We start from the raw sequence: 20,283 nt of genomic DNA, 5'->3' as shown, positions 1-20,283 counted from the left end.
CGCCTTTTTAATGCTTGCTTGGCAATTGAATGAGGGAGAGTTCCCTCATTCAACTTTCAGTATCACGCGCTCAGAAGGCGATTCAGGCTGGCACTTGGCCGCATAGCCTGCTCGGCTTTAACAGGATCCAGCTTATAGTAACCACCCAGTTCAACTGCAGCGCCCTGGGCACCATTGAGCTCAGCCACTATCTGCTCTTCTGCAGCCACCAGGCCTTCGGCCAGAGGCGCAAAATAAGCTTTCAGCTCGGCATCCTTGTCCTGCTTGGCCAGCGCGCTGGCCCAGTACTGCGCCAAGAAGTAATGACTGCCGCGGTTATCCAGCTGCCCCACTTTACGGGATGGCGACTTGTTGTTATCCAGGAACTGCCCTATCGCCAGATCCAGGCAATCAGCCATCACCTGTGCCTTGGCATTGGCCGTCGTCTGGCTTAGGTGCTCGAGTGAAGCTCCCAATGCCAGGAACTCGCCCAGAGAATCCCAACGCAGGTGGTTTTCCTCTTCAAACTGCTGTACATGCTTGGGTGCACTGCCACCGGCACCCGTTTCGAACAGACCGCCACCGTTCATCAGCGGGACGATTGACAGCATCTTGGCACTGGTACCCAACTCAAGGATAGGGAACAAGTCGGTGAGGTAGTCACGCAGCACGTTACCTGTTACCGAAATTGTATCTTTACCGGCTTTAATACGTTCAAGGGAGAAACGGGCCGCCTTTTCAGGTGACATGATGTGCAACTCAAGTCCATCGGTATCATGCTCAGGCAGGTAGGCCTTCACTTTGGCTATCACCTGGGCATCGTGGGCACGGTTTTCATCGAGCCAGAATACCGCCGGGGTGTTGCTCAGCCTGGCACGACGTACGGCCAGCTTGACCCAATCGCGGATAGGTGCATCTTTTACCTGGCACATGCGCCAGATATCACCGGCTTCAACGGCGTGGGACATAAGCAGGTTGCCGTCCTTGTCCAGTACTTTGACGGTACCGGCCGCAGGGATTTCAAAGGTCTTGTCATGGCTACCGTACTCTTCAGCCTTCTGTGCCATCAGTCCCACGTTTGGCACGCTGCCCATGGTTGCAGGGTCGAAGGCGCCATGCTCCTTACAGAAATCGATAGTTTCCTGATATACACCGGCATAGCAACGATCCGGGATTAGCGCCTTGGTATCTTTCAACTGACCATCCGGGCCCCACATCTGGCCGCTGGAGCGGATAGCAGCAGGCATGGAAGCATCAATAATCACATCACTTGGCACATGAAGGTTGGTGATGCCCTTATCTGAGTTAACCATCGCCAGCTCAGGACGGCTCTGGTAGACGGCGGCGATATCGGCTTCAATGGCCGCTTTCTGCTCGGCCGGCAACTTGGCTATCTTGGCATAGACATCGCCCAGACCATTGTTGACGTCCACACCCAGCTCACGCAAGGTTTCACCGTGTTTGGCAAATACATCTTTGTAAAACACCTTCACCGCATGGCCGAACATAATAGGATCGGACACTTTCATCATGGTGGCTTTCAGGTGCAGTGACAACAGCACATCTTCCTGGCGAGCGGCTTCAATTTCGCGCTCGAAGAAGGCGGTCAGTTCACGCTTGCTCATAACGGCCGCATCTATGATTTCACCTGCCAGCAACTCAAGCCCCTGCTTGAGCACCAGTTGGCCGCCATCGTTTTGTTCCAGCACTATGCTGACAGTATCGGCATCTTTGAGGGTAACGGACTGCTCGCTGCCGTAGAAATCCCCTTGTTGCATATGAGCCACATGAGACTTGGAGTCCTTGCTCCAGGCACCCATTGAATGCGGGTGCTTACGGGCATAATTCTTGACCGAAGTCGGGGCGCGGCGGTCTGAGTTACCTTCACGCAGCACAGGGTTTACCGCACTGCCCTTGATCTTGTCATAACGGGCCTTGATTTCCCGCTCTTCATCGGTTTTGGCTTCCGCCGGATAGTCGGGCAGATCATAACCTTTGGCCTGCAACTCTTTGATACAAGCCTGCAACTGAGGAATGGACGCACTGATATTAGGCAGTTTGATAATATTGGCTTCAGGCTGAGTCGCCAGCTCGCCAAGCTCAGCCAGATGATCACCAATGCGCTGCGCTTCGGTCAGACGCTCGGGAAAAGCGGCAATCACACGGCCGGAAAGAGAAATATCGCGGGTTTCGACATTGATGTCGGCTGCCTGGGTAAAAGTTTTGATGATAGGCAGTAGAGATAAGGTCGCCAGAGCCGGCGCTTCATCTGTCTGCGTATAGATGATAGTGGGGGTTTTATCAGTCATTTTCAGTCCTACGCTTTTTATAAAAATGAGTTGTTATAAGTGTTGTTATTCTTTAATTTCCTTGCCTCTTTCCGCCCAGGATAGCGCCGTTGTTCACAGTCGACATAGATCCGGTTGACGGGCACAAAAATTGGTTGCAGATCACAATTTGGCGAACATCATAGAGCATTCCAGCCAAGATTCAAATGCCACTATAGGCGAGTGCCGGGTACACTCGGGTAAAAGTCACCAACCCGCCCTGCCGCCAAGCAGGACATAGGTGTTACACTCTGGCATATCTCTGGCAAATAGTCAGAGTACACAGCTCAAGCAGCCAGGATATCTCAATGAATTCGCCAGCCTCCCAACCAAGACGTAAACCCAAACGCCAACCCAGTCACCCCAAGGGCCCTGGCGGTAAAGAATTTGGCCAAGAAAAGAGTCAGCGCTCCACCAATCCAAGCCCCTACAGCAAGAGTTCCAGTAACAAGAGTCCCAATAACAAGAGCCCCAATAACAAGAGACAGGGCCTGAATAAAAAGCGCCCTGGTCCTCAAAAATCACGGCCAAAAGTGGCACGACTCTCGATTGCAGAAACCCAAGTGGTGCTGCTCAACAAACCCTTCGATGTGTTATGCCAGTTTACCGATGAAGGCGGACGGCGCACGCTCAAAGATCTGCTGCCCATCGCCGGTGTTTATGCCGCCGGTCGTCTGGACAGAGACAGCGAGGGTCTGTTACTGCTCACCAATAACGGTCAGTTGCAGGCCAAACTGACCCAACCCAATAAACACACCTTCAAGACCTACTGGGTACAAGTGGAAGGCGATGTCGATGACCTCGCGATTCAAGCCTTGCGTCAGGGCGTTGATCTTAAAGATGGCCTCACCCTGCCTGCCAAGGTGCGCCGTTTGCAGCCACCCGAATCTTTGTGGCCACGCAATCCCCCTATACGTGAGCGGCGCAATATCCCCACTACGTGGCTGGAGATCTGTATCCGTGAGGGGCGCAATCGTCAGGTACGAAGGATGACAGCCCATGTCGGGTTTCCCACTTTAAGATTGATACGTTATGCCATAGGCGAACTCAGCCTGGATACCGAGCAAGGACAATGCCTGCAGCCCGGTGAATATCGCGCTCTTTCCGACGCGGCGATTAAGGAGCTTCTCGATGACTGAACGTTATCGCCCCAATGTGACAGTGGCCTGCATTATTGAGGCAGAGAAGCGTTTTTTAGTGGTCGAAGAGTTGATAGACGGTCAACAGAAATTCAACCAACCGGCCGGTCACCTTGAAGCAAATGAAAGCCTTATCGACGCTTGTCGCCGCGAGGTGCAGGAAGAAACCGGCCTGACGGTCAGCCCTGAAGCCCTGGTGCGGATAGATCAGTTCAGCGCTTCCAAGGAGCTGGCCTTTTTACGTTTCACCTTCTGTGCCCGCTTGGCTGAGTGTCAGAGTACCAAGCCTTTGGACGTCGCCATCAAGGCCGCCCATTGGTTGAGTATGGATGAAATCACAGCCTTGGGACCCAAGCTTCGTAGCCCCTTGGTCAGCGCCACGCTGGAGAGCTATTTGCAGGGACAACGGCTGCCGTTATCTTTGCTCAATAGCGAGCTGTTGTGATTAGCTCTGGGCACCAAGGCGTGATAGAATACGCCCCCGCAGAAACTGAGCGCCTTATGGCTGTTTGTCCACCCCAGCGTCGCGCCAATAACGGCCTGTCACAAACGGACACAAGCAGCAGTTCTCTTTTCGGGCGTTCATGAATGAATTCAACGGTTTTAGGATCTATGACAGCTAACACTCCCAATGCATCAGGAAAAAAAGTCATTGTCGGCATGTCCGGCGGTGTCGACTCATCTGTTTCAGCCTATCTGCTGCTCCAGCAGGGCTATCAGGTAGAAGGCCTGTTCATGAAGAACTGGGAAGAAGATGACACCGACGAATATTGCTCTGCCGCCGAAGATTTAAAAGATGCCCAGGCTGTCTGTGACAAACTGGGGATCAAGTTGCACACGGTCAACTTTGCCGCCGAATACTGGGACAATGTGTTCGAGTATTTTCTGGCCGAGTACAAGGCGGGACGCACGCCTAACCCGGACATCATGTGCAACAAGGAGATCAAGTTCAAAGCCTTCCTTGAGTTTGCCGATGACATTCTCGATGCCGACTATATCGCCATGGGCCACTATGTGCGCCGCCGTGATACCGACGGCAAAACCCAGCTGCTTCGCGGCATAGATGGCAACAAGGATCAGAGTTACTTCCTCTACACCTTGAGTCACCAACAGGTGGCACGCAGCCTGTTCCCTGTGGGTGAACTGGAAAAACCCGAAGTTCGCCGCATCGCCGAAGAGCAAGGGCTGGTCACCTTCAACAAGAAAGACAGCACAGGTATCTGTTTTATCGGTGAGCGCAAGTTTACTGAATTCCTTGGCACTTATCTGCCCGCGCAACCGGGCAAAATCGAGAGTGTCGACGGTGAAGTGATAGGCGAGCATCAGGGCCTGATGTACCACACTCTGGGCCAGCGCAAAGGCCTTGGGATTGGCGGCATGAAAAACAGCAACGACAATCCCTGGTATGTGGTCGACAAGGATCTGAAACGTAATGTATTGGTTGTCGCCCAAGGCGGCCAGCATCCAAGACTCATGTCGGTTGGCCTCACGGCCAGGCAGTTGCACTGGGTCGACAGGCAAGGCCCTGCCGATGGCGCAAAAATCACGGTCAAGACCCGTTATCGCCAGCAGGATATCCCCTGCACTGTTTATATCCAGGGTGATGATGAGCTGAGAGTGATCTTCAATGAGCCGGTAGCGGCAGTCACGCCAGGGCAGTCGGCAGTATTCTACGACGGTGAAGTCTGCCTGGGTGGCGGCATCATAGAAACCCTGATTAGGGAGTAATCATTGAGCGAGCAATTGCATGACCGCACCATGGCATTTGCCGGCATATTGCAGGCAATCGCCCAGGTGCAATATATCGCCCGCCACGGGGAAAGCGATCCGCAGCAGTTGGCTGCAGCACTCGATGGCATTATGGTGACAGATCCCGAGAATATCGATGAGATCTATCCCGACAAAGTCGTGCTGGCCAACGGCTACAAGTGGATTATCAATCAACTGGGGGACAGTGCCCAGAAAGATGTGGAAATCACCCGCTATCTGGTCGGCATTCTGGCGCTTGAGCGTAAACTGAGCCGCAACCAAGCGGCTCTGGGGATGCTGTCTGAACGCATCAATCAAGTGCATCGCCAACTGAGCCACTTTGCCATAACCGACGAGCAGGTTATCGCCAACCTGGCCAGCATCTACAGCGATATCATCAGTAATTTGGGGCCCAAGATCCAGATTTCGGGCAACCCCAACATACTGCAACGGCCACTGGTTCAACATAAAATACGCGCCTTGTTGCTGGCAGCAATGCGCAGTGCCGTACTCTGGCGTCAACTGGGCGGTAAACGCAGACATCTGGTGTTTGCCCGCAAGGCGATCGTCGATACAGCTAAAAAAAGCCTCACCCTATAATAAAGCCAAGTTCATCAAGGAGCTTATAATGGATCTTTCCGCACTGACTGCTATCTCACCGGTAGACGGGCGTTATGGTAGTAAAACCGCCGAACTTCGGGGGATATTCAGCGAGTACGGTCTTACCAAGTATCGTGTTCAGGTCGAAATCAACTGGCTGAAACTGCTTTCCAGCTGCCCTGAAATCGAAGAAGTCCCCCCTTTCAGTGAAGAAGCTCTGGCATTGCTGGATAATATTCGCGATAACTTCAGCGAAGCCGATGCCCTGAGAGTCAAAACCATCGAAGCCACCACCAACCATGACGTTAAGGCGGTGGAATACTTCATCAAGGAAAAAATCGCCGACAATGCCGAGCTGGCCGCCATAGGCGAGTTCGTGCACTTTGCCTGCACCAGTGAGGACATCAACAACCTGTCCCACGGCCTGATGCTGACCGAAGCCCGTGAACAGGTACTGCTGCCATACTGCCAGAAACTGGTCGATGCCGTTAAAGAGCTGGCCAGACGTTACAAGACTGTGCCTCTGATGTCCCGTACACACGGTCAACCCGCCTCGCCCTCGACTCTGGGTAAAGAGATGGCCAACGTGGCCGTACGTCTCGAACGCCAACTCAAACAAATTGAAGCGGTTGAGATCATGGGTAAGATCAACGGCGCCGTGGGTAACTACAACGCTCACCTGTCGGCCTACCCAGAAGTTAACTGGCATGAGCTGTCACAGCGCTTTGTCACCAGCCTGGGGCTGAACTGGAACCCCTACACCACTCAGATTGAACCGCACGACTATATTGCCGAGCTGTTCGATGCCGTGGCTCGTTTCAATACCGTGCTGATTGATTTTGACCGTGATATCTGGGGTTATATCGCCCTGGGTCACTTCAAGCAGAAGACAGTGGCCGGTGAAATCGGTTCATCCACCATGCCGCACAAGGTTAACCCTATCGACTTTGAAAACTCGGAAGGTAACCTGGGCATAGCCAACGCCCTGATGCAGCATCTGGCCAGCAAACTGCCGGTTTCCCGCTGGCAGCGCGATCTGACCGACTCCACAGTATTGCGTAACCTGGGTGTGGGTATCGCCCACTCGCTGATCGCCTACCAGGCCACACTCAAGGGTGTCAGTAAGCTGGAAGTCAACGAGGCGCACCTGCGCGATGAACTGGATCACAACTGGGAAGTGCTGGCCGAGCCGGTACAAACAGTCATGCGCCGCTATGGCATCGAAAAGCCTTACGAGAAGCTCAAGGAGCTGACCCGTGGCAAGCGTATCGATGGTCAGCAGCTGGCAGCCTTTATCGACGGTCTGGAACTGCCTGAGAGCGTGAAGCACGAACTCAAGCAACTGACGCCGGCCAACTACATAGGCCGCGCCGAAGCCTTTGTTGATGATTTGAACTGATAGCCTCTTGGCTGTCACGGGCGGTACTGGTTTCCAGTACCGCCTTTTTTCGCCCCGGGGTTTATGCCGTTGCAAGCGGGATAACTGACTTGCCATTGAAATGGTTTAAGGATTGGATAACAGATGACGAACACTTACCAGCTGACTCTAGACAGCAACGCCTTTGTTAAAGAGGTATGGCAGCAACAACCCAAGGTGATCAGACAAGCCTTCAAGGACTTTGTCGATCCTATCGCCGCCGATGAGCTGGCGGGCCTCGCCTGCGAAGAGGAGATCTCCTCACGGGTGGTAATCACCAAAGAGCAGGACTGGGAAGTGATCTCAGGCCCATTTGAAGACTATGACAAGTTCGGTGAAAAAAACTGGCAACTGCTGGTGCAGGCCGTCAACCACTGGTATCCGGACTCACAAGCTCTGGTGGAAGCCTTCCGCTTTCTGCCGGACTGGCGCTTCGATGACCTAATGGTGTCCTTTGCCACGCCGGGTGGCGGTGTCGGCCCCCATATCGACAACTATGATGTCTTTATCATTCAAGGCGAGGGACGCAGGCGCTGGACCGTCGGTGCCAAGGGCCAATACGCCAAGCGCGGCAACAACCCCAATACCCCTTTGATTGAAGACTTTGAGCCTATTATAGATACAGTGCTGGACCCCGGCGACATGCTGTATATTCCGCCCGGTTTTCCTCACAGAGGCGAGACCTTGACCCTGGCATTGTCCTACTCGGTAGGTTTCCGGGCACCGAGTCAACAAGAACTTATCAGCGAAATGGCCGACTTTATGCTTGATCAGGATCTCGGCCACAAACGCTTCACCTCGAGTGAAGAAGCCGGGCAACCGGCGCTGATCGCCAAGAGCCAGCAACAGGGGATGATGGCGCTGCTGAAAGAGCTGACTGAAAACCCTGACTATTATCAGGGCATGCTGGGCAAGTTGCTGAGTCAGAATCGCTTTGATCTGGATATTTGCCAGGGTGAACCCATGAGTGCCGGGGAGCTCAGAGAAGCCGCGGCCGAAGGCGCTGTATTCAAGCGCATAGGTGGGCTTAAAATTCTCATGCTGGAAGAGGATCCCAACTGCCGACTGTTTATCAATGGGGAAGCTTTTGAATTACCGCAAGGCAGTGAAGAGCAGGCGCAGCTTATTGCCAATCGCACCAGCATCAGCGGTGAAGATCTCGAATCATTGCTGAACTATGAGGTGATAACTGCGCTGCTGTGCAACCTGCTTGAAAAAGGCTACTTCTACCTCAGTGAAGAATGAGATTGAGTCAGTCTTTCTGTACTGAATAAAATATCAGTCCTAATCCCGGCTCATAAGAGTAGCATTCTCAACCAATAAACCAGCAGAATGCTACTCCCTCACTCTTGATGGGGTTGATATTGACTCTATCCCTGGCAATCTCTATCGGTCTGTTATTTTCAGCCCCACTCTTGCTATAAAAAACCTGTTGGCAAGCGCAAAAAACTCTGGTTTTCAAGGAAAATCAGAGTGTCAAACCAGTGAAACAAATCCTCTTTACCCTACATCTACTTATACAAAGCAACAGCCTAGGCTAAGTTACTGAAAGAGGAAACTATGTCAGAACAACAGGTGACAGGAACCGTTAAATGGTTCAACGATGAAAAGGGCTTTGGTTTTCTAACCCAGGAAAACGCCGCCGATGTGTTCGTCCACTACCGCGCCATTCAAGGCAGCGGCCGCCGCACTCTGAAAGAGGGTGAGAAGGTCAGCTTCAGCGTGACTGAAGGCCAAAAGGGGCTGCAGGCAGAAAACGTAGTGCGGTTAAAATAGCTGACGGATAAAGTAAAGGGACGGCAGATGCCGTCCCTCTTGTTAGGCCATCGCGCCATCAAGGTGCGAGACGATTGATCTCCCACCCGTCATCTGTGCGGCTGTAGAGGAATCTGTCATGCAGCCTGTGCTCACCGCCCTGCCAGAATTCCACACTGGAAGGCACTATGCGGTAGCCGCCCCAAAACTTGGGCAAGGGGACTTCGCCCTTGGCAAACTTGGCCTTCATCTCGGCAAACTTACTCTCGAGTGCCTGACGGGCGCTAAGCTTGCTCGACTGTTTCGAGACCCAGGCCGCTATCTGGCTGTCTTTCGGACGGCTGACAAAGTACTTGAATACCTCTGTAGCAGACAGGGCTTCGGCTACCCCTGTCACGGCCACCTGGCGCTCCAGCGGATGCCAGGGGAACAGTAAACTAACCTTGGCATTGACGGCAATCTGCTGCGCCTTACGGCTTTCCAGATTGGTAAAGAATACAAATCCTTGCTGATCAAAACGCTTCAGCAAGACTATCCGCTGAAACGGTTGGCCGGTTTCATCCACTGTGGCCACCACCATGGCGGTAGGATCTGTCAAAGGTGCATCCTTGGCCTGCGCCATCCAGCGCTCAAACTGCGCCATGGGCTCGGCGGCCAGATCGGCACGCCTGAGGCCGCCCCGGGTGTATTCACGGCGAATATCACTCAAATCTGTCATTGTCTATCCTTGTCCCTGAACCGGGCGCAATGCCCCAGCGAAAGAAAAGCCAACGACAAGCGTTGGCTTAACGTGAAGCGGCTTACTTGACTTTGCCCTGGCACAAGGCCCAGACATGCAGCATTTCCAGGCCCAGAGTCGCGCCCGCCAGCGCGGTAATGTCGGCGCTATCGTAAGCAGGTGCCACTTCAACCACATCCATACCCACTATGTTGAGGCCCTTGAGACCACGGATAATCTTCAGCGCCTTGTCACTGGTGAGACCACCGCACACCGGAGTACCGGTTCCCGGCGCGAAGGCAGGATCCAGGCAATCGATATCGAAAGTCACATACAAAGGCATATCGCCAACCCGAGCCTTGATCTGCGCCACGATTTCATCGGCGGTCATATCATTGGCCATGGCGGCATCAATCACCTGAAAACCGTGGCCTTCTTTGGTGTATTCGGTGCGGATCCCCACCTGCACAGAATGGGCCGGATCGATCAAGCCTTCGTTAGGGGCGTGATAGAACATGGTGCCATGGTCAAACTTACTGCCTTCACTGTAAGTGTCGGTGTGGGCATCGAAGTGCAGCAGCGCCATCTTGCCAAACTGTTTGTGGTGCGCGCGCAGCAGCGGCAGGGTTACAAAGTGATCACCGCCAAAGCTCAGCAGTGTCTTACCGGAGGCCAGAACTTTGCTGGCAAAGTTTTCGGTGCGCTCGGTAAAATCGGCGGCATCACCACAATTAAATACCAGATCGCCGGCGTCCACTATCTTGATATATTCGCTGAGGCTGAAATCCCAAGGCCAACGCTTCTCTTCCCAGGCCAGATTGGTCGAGGCATTGCGGATAGCTCCGGGCCCCATACGGCCACCGCTGCGGCCGGTAACGGCCATATCGAAAGGCAAACCTATTACCACCACATCCGCATCGCTTTCTAGCGGTTTGAAATCCAGTGGCTGACGCAAATAACCAAACGCATTTGAATAAAGCGAGTAATCAGGTTTATCTGCTAAAGTGGTCATAAATACTCCAAAACTTGGCTAATGCCGATATTTACATGGACTCAGGGATCAGCACTTCGTGGCACATCTGCTGATAATGACTGAAGCTGACATTATAACCCTGCTCCAGGGACAAAGAGCAACTTCCCAAACATAAATGTTCCGGGTAACCACGGGTATCCAACTGGGCGTTGAAGCCGATGACATCCCAGCTGCCGGGATTGAGAATAGCCAGCAAACGGGCGAAGATATCTATCGGTTGTGCGGCGAGATCCAGATTGGTCTCGAAGCTGACATAAGAGCTGCTTTCCTGGGGCGTGATATGAATAGTCATATACTCTTTGCCGCGAATGCCGTTGATGGAATAACCAAAGGGCTCAAACAGAAAGTCATCAAACTGGAATCCGGGCAGCATCTCTTCCAGTGCCAGCAGTTGCCTAACCCCTTCGCAGCTTTGGTTATCGGAGCGCAAGTAGTCAGCCGCTTCACCACGAATGTGATACATCAACAGCTCACTGGTGGCATCACTGCTCTCGGCGCTGAAAGCCTTGTCGCTGCAAAACAGATAATGGTGATGAGAATCCAGATGGCCGATACGATACGCCACGCCGGACAGCTTCTCTCTCAACGCCTGTAAGTCCTGCTCAAAAGAGCTGGCCTGCAGGTGCGACAGATATTCGTTTTTGCGCTGAAAAGTCGCAAAGGCTATCGCCTCTTCACCGAGGGAGTCGATAAAATGCAGAGTCGAGCGCGCCAGAGTGGTGGTACCACAGGTCAACATTAAAAATCTGTCGTCCCAAACAAACAGGCTCGACTCGCTGAGCAGATAGGCATCGCAATAATCATTGCTGACGGAAGAGAGGATTTCTGCATTGGCCTTGGCCACCATCTCTTCCCAGAAGGGCTTTCCCAGTGAGCGCAGCGAAGGCGTAGCCGGCGTCACTATCACTTCAATTTTTTTTTCTGAACCTTCAAAAAACATCTTTTATCTCTACTTGTTGCAGGCCCCGAAGGGCCTGCTGAATGCACCGACCTTATGAAAAATCTTCCAGATAGGTATACCCCTTAAGACCCAATTGCAGCTCTTCAAGGATCGAGGTGCGTTCGTCTTCGGCAATATGCTGATTCACCAGCTCTTCGTAGGTGCGCATAAAGGATACGGCATCCAGGTTCACATAGCGCAGTACATCGGCCACTGTGTCACCGGACAGCACAGACTCTATGTTGGCCAGGCCGCTTTCATCGAGACGCACCACAGCCGAGTTGGTATCACCGAACAGGTTATGCATGTCACCGAGGATCTCCTGATAAGCCCCCACCAGGAAGAAACCGATAAGATACGGGCTCTCGGCACTCCAGGCAGGAACCGGCAGTGTGGTTTCGATCCCCTGCCCGTCCACATACTGATCCACCATACCGTCCGAGTCACAGGTGATGTCCAGCATCACGGCGCGGCGCTCAGGTGCGGTATCCAACCCGGTCAGCGGCAACACAGGGAACACCTGATCTATACCCCAGGCATCCGGCAGCGACTGGAACAGCGAGAAGTTAACGAAGAACTTATCAGCCAATTTCTCATTGAGTTCATCAATGATGGGTCTGTGATAACGGTTCTTGTTGTTCATCAATCCCTGCAGCTCGTGACAGACACGCAAGTTGGTCTGCTCCGCCCAGGCACGCTCTTCCAGGCTCAGTTGCCCCAGAGCAAACAGAGCGTGAGCTTCGGCCAGATCCGATTGGGTATCGTGGAAAATCTCAATCAAGGCGCGGGAATCGGCGCGGCCGCGGATATCGCTCCAGGACTGCCACATATTGTGCAGCAGCTGTGGGGCATCCTCTGCCGGTGGCTGAATATTCTCAGGGGAATAAGCCTCAGTACCGATAACATCCGTGATAAGTACGGCGTGGTGCGCCGTCAGGAAGCGGCCGGACTCAGAGATAATCCTCGGCACCGGCTGCTCGTACTCGGCGCAGACATCACTCAGCGCGCTGACGATATTGTTGGCGTATTCACTCAGGCCGTAGTTCATTGAGTTGTTGCTTTGGCTGCGGGTACCGTCATAGTCCACCGCCAGGCCGCCGCCCACGTCGAAACAGTTGACCTTGGCCCCCAGTTTTCTCAGCTCACAATAGAAGCGCGCCGCCTCACCCACACCATGGCGAATATCGCGAATATTGGCGATTTGCGAACCCAGGTGGAAGTGCAGCAACTGCAGCGAATCCAGCATGTCGGCACTCTTGAGCTCGTTGACCACCCGCAGCACCTGCGCAGCAGACAGACCAAACTTGGACTTTTCACCGCCACTGGCCTGCCACTTGCCCTTGCCCTGGAACGCCAGACGTGCGCGCAGCCCCAGACGCGGAGTAACCCCAAGCTCGCGGGATTCCTGCAGCACCATCTTGAGCTCGGACATCTTCTCCAGCACTATGTAGACCTTGTGGCCCAGCTTTTCGCCTATCAGGGCCAGGCGGATATATTCTTTATCCTTGTAGCCGTTACAGACTATGACTGAGCTGGCCTTTTGCGCCATGGCCAGTACCGCCATCAGCTCAGGCTTACTGCCGGCTTCAAGCCCAAGTTGCGGAGCTTCTTTGCTGACCTGGCTGGCGAGGATTTCCTCAACCACTGTCTGCTGCTGGTTCACCTTGATGGGATAAACCAGCAGATAATCTTCGCCGTACTCGTACTTTTGAATCGCCTGATTAAAAGCCTGGCACAAGCTATCGACCCTGTGGTGCAAAATCTGCGGAAAACGGACCAGCACAGGCAGGTTAACACCGGCCTTCACCATGTCTTTGGCCAGTTCGTTCAAGCCGATTTTGCTGTCCGGATTCAAAGGGTTCGGTGACACTGTCACCTCACCCTGATCGCTTATTCCGTAAAATCCCTGGCTCCAGTATGCGACATTGTAGCCGACGCGGGCATCGTCAATAGACCAATCACTCATGTTCGTTAGCCTGTTATCAAAAAATGGGTTATGCGGTAACCGTCATCGCTGACGCGACCGCCTGTTCGACAAACGCCGGCAGCGCAAAGCTTGCCTGATGGATAGCCGGCGTGTAATAACGGGTGGTAATACCGGCCCGTTCAAAACGCTCTTCGAGAGTCGCCAGGCTATGCTGACGCGCCTCAAGATCATCGGTTGCCCAGGCAAAGGCCATGCTGCCACCCACATAGGTAGGCACGGCCGCCATATAGAACCGACACTCTTTCACATAAGAGCTCATGCGTCTGACGGTATTTTGCACTTCATCCAGCTGCATAAAAGGCACGCCGTTCTGAGCGACAAAAATCCCATTTTCATTGAGACAACGCTTACAGCCCTCGTAAAAGTCGGAACTGAACAGTACTTCTCCCGGACCAAGGGGATCTGTGCAGTCAGAGATAATCACATCAAATTTTTGCTGTGATTGCCTAACATAATCCATCCCGTCGCTGATCACCAAGTTGACTCTGGGGTCATCATAGGCACCTTGGGAATGGTTTGGAAAATAGCTTTTACACATTTCCACCACGGCGGCATCAATCTCCACCATGGTAATGGATTCAATCTGTTTATGTTTGACCACTTCCCGCAGCATGCCGCCGTCACCGCCGCCTATAATAAGAACCCGCTTGACGTCGCCGTGGGCCAGAATAGGCACATGGGTCAACATTTCGTGATAGACAAACTCATCTTTCTCCGTGGTCTGGATGGCGCCATTGAGCGCCATGACCCGTCCCATAGCGGCATTTTCAAAAATGCTCAGGTGCCACTGTTCGGTCTTTTGCTCGAACAGCACCTTTTCCACCTCAAAATACTGCCCGTATGCCGGATGCAGTGTCTCGTAGTAAATATTCTTGGCTTGCATTTAACCTAAAACTCTTGGTGTTGAATGTAAGGGTGGACAAATAACCCGTACTCGGCAATTCGAAAATGAATGCCGAGTCAATATATCGTCGTAGATGGACGACGGGCTCAGTTGGGACTATTGGCCTGTTCGCGGCCGGAATTGATGCGGATTAACGTGAGATGTTTCAAGCCGGTATTGTCATAGCTGACAATGGTTGAAAACCTGTGTTGTGGCACTTGGCGAACCAGTGCGGCAAATGAATGGCTGTGCATTAGCTAAAACCCTCTTAACCCCGTGTAAATGGTGCTTTTTTCATTTACACGGTTAATGACTCGTGAACCATAATAACCCTGTTACTCACGTTTGCCTGTCAGGACTGAATGTACCTTCAAAACGGCGCAATTAAACCTTGCTGTGCCCCATAATGCAAGCACGAATCACAGTTTATCCAAGGCTTTGAAATATAAACTACAGTAGCGATATTCACCTATGCCATTTAAGTGATTTTTTTTCGATTTATATCAATAGATTGAGCCATGAAAGCCGATTTTATCTGTTCAAGATTTTTTAAATGCTCAGGCTCACTATTTTGATCGCCTGATACCGCTTCGAGTACCTAATTTGCTTCAATGCAAATCCCTTGGGGAATTCGAGGGTGAAAACTCACCCTCAAACAAAGGTTTGTTATCGTGAAGCCTGGCAATTCAAGCGCAAATCGCGGCAGTAAAAAATGCCACTTATTTAGCGAATTAATCAAAGGTCATTTCCGGCACTGATTCACCGCAATGCCGTCTGCCCGCCCATCTTGGCGCGGATCTCCTCAACAGTCACCCCAGGCGCGCGCTCCAGCAGAAGAAAGCCACCAACCATGATTGGCGGCCTGATCCGTGGTACCGAAAAAAGCCCAGGAGGTACAGTAGACGCCGAGTGCCAGGCTGTAAAACAGCGCCCGAAAACATTTGGGTTTATATTTATCCGTCCACCAGGCGATGATAAACAACAGCGCAAGATACAAGAGTGCCAGCAGGCTGACGGGCCAGATAGAGAACATAGGCAAAGGTTTTTATTTTCAGCTTAACCAGTTGTGCTGCAAAAAGCAGCGCTAACTTTAGTCTTATTCAAACTTAGGGAAGTCTGACTTCGACAGGCCCCGGCATGCCTTCAGTCAAATGCCTTGAACGCCAATTGCTGTGCAAGCCACGCCCTACAAAAGAGAAGGCCACGAGGACTTATTCGCACCTTCCCTAACAAAAGGCACGGGCATAGGTGAGCGCAATCCGTTATAATCCGCGACAGCTGAAACAAAGTTAATCAGGTTCAAAAACAGATGGCAGAAATAGGTCAAAGTTGCACCCTGGAAGTGGTCAAACAGGTTGATTTCGGGGTTTACCTCAACGCTCATGAGTTGGGACAGGTGTTATTACCCAATAAAGTGGTACCCAAGGGTTGTCAGGTGGGCGACAAGGTGGAGGTATTCCTCTATCTGGACTCCAACGACATGCCTATCGCAACCACTAAAAAGCCCCTGGCTCAGGTGGGTGAGTTTGCTTATCTCAAGGTGGTTTCCATTGGTCGGGTCGGTGCCTTCCTCGATTGGGGACTGGAAAAAGATCTGCTGCTGCCATTCGGTGAGCAGCACAAGCAGGCCGAAGAAGGCCGCAGTTACCTGGTCTATGTTCACCGTAACCGCGCCGACGAACGGATTGTCGCTTCGTCCAAAATCGATAAGTTTGTCGATAAGAGTCCGGCTTGGTACAAGAATGGTCAACAGGTTGACCTTATCATTGCAGGTACTACAGATCTCGGCTATAAGGCGATAGTCAACAACAAGCATTGGGGCGTCATCTATCAAAATGAGGTGTTCCGTAAGCTGAAGTTTGGCCAAAAGCTCAAGGGTTATATCAAGCAGGTGCGTCACGACAACAAACTGGATCTGACCCTGCAAAAGGCTGACCGTCAGGAGTTGGATCAGCAATCACAGCGGATCATGAAGAAGCTGGCCCAGGCCGGCGGTTTCCTGCCCTACAGCGACAAGACCTCGCCCGAGGTGATCTACGCCGAGCTCGGCATGAGCAAGAAGGCCTTCAAGAAAGCCATCGGCGGCCTGTTCAAGGCCGGAAAACTGCGCATCGAAGATGACGGTATCCACGCCAGTAATTGAACAAAGCACTGGCAAAGAATTGAGCAAAAATAACGCGCCTGTCCTATTCAGGGCAGGCGCAGCCGAGGAAAACCGCGACATCGGCTCAAGGCTCTGATATAACTCAAAAACACTGAGTAAAATGTCGGTCAGTTGGCCGACATCTGCCTTGAATGGAACTGTCAATTATGTTGCAACTCAACGCCATCGAAGCCAGAGTGATTGGCTGCCTGCTGGAAAAAGAAGTCACTACTCCAGATATTTATCCCCTGTCTCTCAATTCACTGACCCAAGCCTGCAATCAAAAAACCAGCCGCGATCCCGTGATGGAACTGAGCGAGTCTGAAGTGCAGCAAGCCTTGGACAGCCTGAGTAAAAAACGTCTACTGAGTGAGCAATCCGGCTTTGGCAGCCGGGTCATTAAATACCGCCACAGATTCTGCAACACAGAATTTGGCGAGCTGCAGTTTTCCCCCGAAGAGCTGGCAATAGTGTGTTTGTTGCTGCTGCGCGGCGCCCAAACCGCAGGTGAACTCAGAAGCCGGGCTCAACGGCTGTTTGAATTTGACGGCCTGCCACAAGTGGAGCAAACCCTGCTGGCGCTGAAAGACAAAGGCTTTATCCGCCAACTGCCCAGGGAGCCAGGAAAACGTGAGATACGCTTTGCCGAGAGCTTCACAGACAATGATGGTGTATCTGAAAGTTCCGGCGGCGCTAATACCACTCAGATTGCCAATCAAGCTACAGCTCACCATGAAGGTGAACGCGAAGGTGAGTGCGAAAGTGAGCCTGAAACGGCGAGCCAGCGCCGGATAGCCTTGCTTGAGCAAGAGCTGGCGACAATGAAGCAAGAGCTGGCTTTACTAAAACAGGAATTGGCCGAGCTCAAGGCGCAACTGGCATAATTGACCGTAAAAACGACAGCTACGGCCTGAAATAGCGGCCAGGCGTTGGCCTGCTTGGCCTCATGGTGTTAGGCTGGCGTCTTATCGGCAACCCGGTGCTTGCTCCGGTCGCCGCAAGGACTCCATATTTGGAGCAAAACAAGGAACCACATGACAACTGCAACTCACAGCACTCATCCCGGAGGGCTGAAAAACGCCCTGCAACTCGCGGGATTTGAACTCTATAAACTCATTTTCCACCGCCGTGGCACCCTGGCGATGATAGCTTTCGCCCTGGTGTGGCTGCTGATCCTCGCCTATCCGGTCCGAGGTGCCGCCAGCTTTCTGCTGAACCCGGACTTCAAGCATTTTGTTACCGGCGCCTTCGGTGAAGGCACGTTGGATCAACTGTTTGCCTGGCCGGTTGCCGAGCAAGCCGTCTATTGGGTCATCAGTCTCTACCTGTTCCCCATGTTCAGCATTCTTATCTGCGGCGATCAGTTCGCCTCGGACAAAAACCGCGGCACACTGCGCTTTCTCTGCCTGCGTTCGGGCCGCGATGCCCTCTTCTTCGGCCGCTTCCTCGGCATGATGTTGATCCAATTGCTGTTGGTTGCCATCACAGTCATAGCAACCGTATTTTTGGCCATGAGCCGGGATATGGCATTGGTGCTACCCGCGCTGACTTCCGGCTTGATGATGACGCTCAATCTGGTATTGATCCTGCTGCCCTACACCGCCCTGATGGCGCTATTCTCACTCTGGGCCAGCTCGGCCAGACTAGCCAGCGTATTCGCGGTGCTTTTCTTTGCCGTCATGATGATAGTAATGGCAACTATTAATGCCCAGTTGCCCATGCTCTCTTTCATCGGTTATCTGGTGCCCGGCGCACAGATAGATGCCATGCTCAATGCCCAGCCGCTAACGGCACTGTCAAGTGCTTGGTTGCCACTGCTGCAAACCATTGGATTATTGGCAATAGGCCGCACCATGATGCAGCGAGGTGATCTATGAGTCTGATTAACTGTAACGGCCTGAGCAAACTCTACGGCAGCAAGCGGGCATTGGATAGCGTCGACTTGCAACTGGAGCCCGGTAGTCCCATCGCCTTGGTCGGCCCAAACGGTGCCGGCAAGACCACATTGATGAGCCTGTTGCTGGGTTATATACGTCCAAGTAGTGGTGAAATCACTGTGATGGGACAGCGCCCGGGCAGCACCGGACTTTTAGGACAGATCTCGGCCCTGCCCCAGGACGCCGCCCTGGATCCCGGCTTCAGCCTGCTGACTCAATTCAGCCTGTTTGCCCGCATGCAGGGTATGGGCGCTGAAGCTGCCAAAGCTGAATCCATGCGGGTGCTGGCGCTGGTAGGCCTTGAGGACGTCGCCAATCAAAAACCCAACTCTCTGAGTCATGGTATGGGGAAACGCGCCGCGATAGCTCAGGCGCTGATAGGCAACCCCAAGCTGGTGCTGCTGGATGAACCCACGGCCGGACTGGATCCCGCCAACGCCCGCAAAATTCGCGAGTTGGTAGAATCCTTGAGCGCAGACACTACCTTTATTATCAGCTCCCACAATCTGGATGAACTGGAAAAGCTCTGTGACAGAGTGCTGTATCTGGACAAAGGTAAACTGAGCCAGTCGGTCACCATGCAGCAGAGCAGCGCCGAAGCCTATCTGACGCTGCAGATGCAACACTGTGATCAGGAAAAACTGCTGGAGGCACTCTACGCCCTTGAAGGTGTTTACGAGGTCTCGGCCAAGGGCAAACAAAACTACCTTATCCGTTACCAACCGGAAAAGGACACCTTGGATATCGAACTGCTGCAGCTACTCAAGCAGAATGGCTGGCAATATCGCAGCCTGATGCGAGGCCGCACACTGGAAGATACCCTGTTCGACGGCGCAGCCTGACGCCTTTGAACTTAGAAGCTCTCTTTGATAAACAACAACCCAGCATAGGCTGGGTTGTTGTTTTAGGGGTATCCAAAAGCAGCCTCTAAGACACAGATTTACTGGTAGTTCCCCACATCTGCCACCGCATTTTCAAACTTCTGCAGAAACACCTCTCAGGGAAGGGAGCAACAGTCTGCCAAGGCTATTGGCGTCACTATGACTATCAGAAGTTCATCGTCAAAGTCGAGAGTGAGAAATTGATTGCGACATCACCCCCAGAGCTTATCGTCCGCTTGGATCTTGTACAGGCTCTCGGCTCTGGAGACCAACAACTGGGCAAACTTGGCTTGGGTTGGGTCTTTGGTGGCACCGGATTGCACTAAGTTCTCGGCCTTGAGCTGCCAGGTCAGCGAAAAGTGACGCAAGGCTTCACGGGCAGTGGCTGCTACGCTGACATCAACATAGTCGGAAGGCAAGTCACCGGACATCACCCAATAGGTCTTGTGGCTGGGCTGTTTGGATTCGATTTTCCACATGGCTACATAAGGCGCCAGATAACGGCTTTCTGCCGGTACCACTTTGCTGGGGATCACCCCTTTCTCTGCAAGAAATTTATTGGCTTTCTGGAACTGTTCACGCACCCAAGCCTGGCGCAAGGCTTCCTGCTGTTCGGCGTTAGGCGGTGTACTTGTCTGTTCAGTCATAAACTTTCCTTTCTTCTTGTTTGTTTTTATTGTGCTTTTATATTCTGTATCTGTTCAACTAAGCCTCTGGCCAGCTTTTTCAGTACCACTCCATAATGAGACGACTATGGGTGGCTGACTTCAGCTTTCAACCAGCTTTACGTTAACG

The 20,283-nt window shown here is 52.8% G+C and carries 20 protein-coding genes; 11 read left to right on the top strand and 9 right to left on the bottom strand.

Annotated elements, in window-relative coordinates:
• Positions 1 to 62 precede the first annotated feature (62 nt).
• The gene (locus CX650_RS19355) at positions 63 to 2,288 is read right to left on the bottom strand and encodes an NADP-dependent isocitrate dehydrogenase (protein ID WP_101096769.1); all 2,226 of its coding nucleotides are present in this window, start codon (positions 2,286 to 2,288) and stop codon (positions 63 to 65) included.
• A gap of 326 nt (positions 2,289 to 2,614) precedes the next feature.
• Here CX650_RS19355 and CX650_RS19350 point away from each other — a divergent pair, with 326 nt between their 5' ends.
• From CX650_RS19350 to CX650_RS19320, 7 genes are all read left to right on the top strand, one after another.
• The gene (locus CX650_RS19350) at positions 2,615 to 3,445 is read left to right on the top strand and encodes a pseudouridine synthase (protein WP_101096768.1); all 831 of its coding nucleotides are present in this window, start codon (positions 2,615 to 2,617) and stop codon (positions 3,443 to 3,445) included.
• Positions 3,438 to 3,890, top strand: coding sequence for an NUDIX hydrolase (locus tag CX650_RS19345; protein WP_101096767.1), 453 nt, complete (start codon positions 3,438 to 3,440; stop codon positions 3,888 to 3,890). The genes CX650_RS19350 and CX650_RS19345 overlap by 8 nt, the downstream gene beginning before the upstream one ends.
• 167 nt (positions 3,891 to 4,057) lie before the next feature.
• Complete coding sequence (gene mnmA / locus CX650_RS19340; protein WP_071475866.1) at positions 4,058 to 5,173, top strand: tRNA 2-thiouridine(34) synthase MnmA; 1,116 nt, start codon at positions 4,058 to 4,060, stop codon at positions 5,171 to 5,173.
• 3 nt (positions 5,174 to 5,176) lie between these two features.
• The gene (hflD, locus tag CX650_RS19335) at positions 5,177 to 5,794 is read left to right on the top strand and encodes a high frequency lysogenization protein HflD (protein WP_028781430.1); all 618 of its coding nucleotides are present in this window, start codon (positions 5,177 to 5,179) and stop codon (positions 5,792 to 5,794) included.
• A 28-nt stretch (positions 5,795 to 5,822) separates the two neighbouring features.
• A complete protein-coding gene (purB, locus tag CX650_RS19330; protein ID WP_039033395.1) occupies positions 5,823 to 7,193 on the top strand; it encodes an adenylosuccinate lyase in 1,371 nt (456 codons plus the stop codon).
• Positions 7,194 to 7,316: 123 nt separating this feature from the next.
• Entirely contained in the window at positions 7,317 to 8,456 is a 1,140-nt protein-coding gene (locus tag CX650_RS19325) for a ribosomal protein uL16 3-hydroxylase (RefSeq protein WP_101096766.1), read from the top strand.
• A 315-nt stretch (positions 8,457 to 8,771) separates the two neighbouring features.
• Positions 8,772 to 8,987, top strand: a complete 216-nt coding sequence (locus tag CX650_RS19320) for a cold-shock protein (protein ID WP_025009621.1) — start codon at positions 8,772 to 8,774, stop codon at positions 8,985 to 8,987.
• 58 nt (positions 8,988 to 9,045) lie between these two features.
• Here the strand turns inward: CX650_RS19320 and pdxH are convergent, their stop codons facing one another.
• The 7 genes from pdxH to CX650_RS19290 all read right to left on the bottom strand — a co-directional run bounded on the left by pdxH (position 9,046) and on the right by CX650_RS19290 (position 15,560).
• Positions 9,046 to 9,684: a pyridoxamine 5'-phosphate oxidase gene (pdxH, locus tag CX650_RS19315; RefSeq protein ID WP_039033397.1), complete on the bottom strand. Its 639-nt coding sequence runs from the start codon at positions 9,682 to 9,684 to the stop codon at positions 9,046 to 9,048.
• Between the two features lie 82 nt (positions 9,685 to 9,766).
• Positions 9,767 to 10,696 carry an agmatinase gene (gene speB / locus CX650_RS19310; protein WP_039033398.1) on the bottom strand — a complete coding sequence of 310 codons (930 nt, stop codon included), beginning with the start codon at positions 10,694 to 10,696 and terminating at the stop codon, positions 9,767 to 9,769.
• Positions 10,697 to 10,727: 31 nt separating this feature from the next.
• Positions 10,728 to 11,657 (bottom strand): adenosylmethionine decarboxylase, encoded by a 930-nt coding sequence (locus tag CX650_RS19305; protein WP_039033399.1) that lies wholly within the window; start codon positions 11,655 to 11,657, stop codon positions 10,728 to 10,730.
• A gap of 52 nt (positions 11,658 to 11,709) precedes the next feature.
• Complete coding sequence (gene speA, locus CX650_RS19300) at positions 11,710 to 13,623, bottom strand: biosynthetic arginine decarboxylase (RefSeq protein ID WP_101096765.1); 1,914 nt, start codon at positions 13,621 to 13,623, stop codon at positions 11,710 to 11,712.
• A gap of 28 nt (positions 13,624 to 13,651) precedes the next feature.
• On the bottom strand, positions 13,652 to 14,527 hold the full coding sequence (gene speE, locus CX650_RS19295; protein WP_028779304.1) for a polyamine aminopropyltransferase: 876 nt from the start codon (positions 14,525 to 14,527) through the stop codon (positions 13,652 to 13,654).
• A 107-nt stretch (positions 14,528 to 14,634) separates the two neighbouring features.
• Positions 14,635 to 14,781, bottom strand: a complete 147-nt coding sequence (locus CX650_RS20195; protein ID WP_093983023.1) for a hypothetical protein — start codon at positions 14,779 to 14,781, stop codon at positions 14,635 to 14,637.
• A gap of 548 nt (positions 14,782 to 15,329) precedes the next feature.
• Positions 15,330 to 15,560, bottom strand: a complete 231-nt coding sequence (locus CX650_RS19290; RefSeq protein WP_101096764.1) for a hypothetical protein — start codon at positions 15,558 to 15,560, stop codon at positions 15,330 to 15,332.
• A gap of 276 nt (positions 15,561 to 15,836) precedes the next feature.
• Here CX650_RS19290 and CX650_RS19285 point away from each other — a divergent pair, with 276 nt between their 5' ends.
• From CX650_RS19285 to CX650_RS19270, 4 genes are all read left to right on the top strand, one after another.
• Positions 15,837 to 16,670, top strand: coding sequence for a CvfB family protein (locus tag CX650_RS19285; RefSeq protein WP_101096763.1), 834 nt, complete (start codon positions 15,837 to 15,839; stop codon positions 16,668 to 16,670).
• Between the two features lie 170 nt (positions 16,671 to 16,840).
• The gene (locus CX650_RS19280) at positions 16,841 to 17,554 is read left to right on the top strand and encodes a YceH family protein (protein ID WP_101096816.1); all 714 of its coding nucleotides are present in this window, start codon (positions 16,841 to 16,843) and stop codon (positions 17,552 to 17,554) included.
• 150 nt (positions 17,555 to 17,704) lie between these two features.
• Entirely contained in the window at positions 17,705 to 18,547 is an 843-nt protein-coding gene (locus CX650_RS19275; RefSeq protein ID WP_101096762.1) for an ABC transporter permease subunit, read from the top strand.
• On the top strand, positions 18,544 to 19,449 hold the full coding sequence (locus CX650_RS19270; RefSeq protein ID WP_101096761.1) for an ABC transporter ATP-binding protein: 906 nt from the start codon (positions 18,544 to 18,546) through the stop codon (positions 19,447 to 19,449). Before CX650_RS19275 ends, CX650_RS19270 begins: the two co-directional genes overlap by 4 nt.
• A 251-nt stretch (positions 19,450 to 19,700) precedes the next feature.
• On the opposite strand, the gene CX650_RS19265 is transcribed toward CX650_RS19270, so the two are convergent.
• Positions 19,701 to 20,135, bottom strand: coding sequence for a DUF4826 family protein (locus tag CX650_RS19265; protein WP_101055829.1), 435 nt, complete (start codon positions 20,133 to 20,135; stop codon positions 19,701 to 19,703).
• Positions 20,136 to 20,283: the final 148 nt, after the last annotated feature.

This window comes from Shewanella indica, assembly GCF_002836975.1.
GTDB classification, from domain to species: Bacteria; Pseudomonadota; Gammaproteobacteria; order Enterobacterales; family Shewanellaceae; genus Shewanella; species Shewanella indica.
Note: the sequence above shows the minus strand (reverse complement) of the source record. Positions and strands in the feature narration are given on the sequence as shown.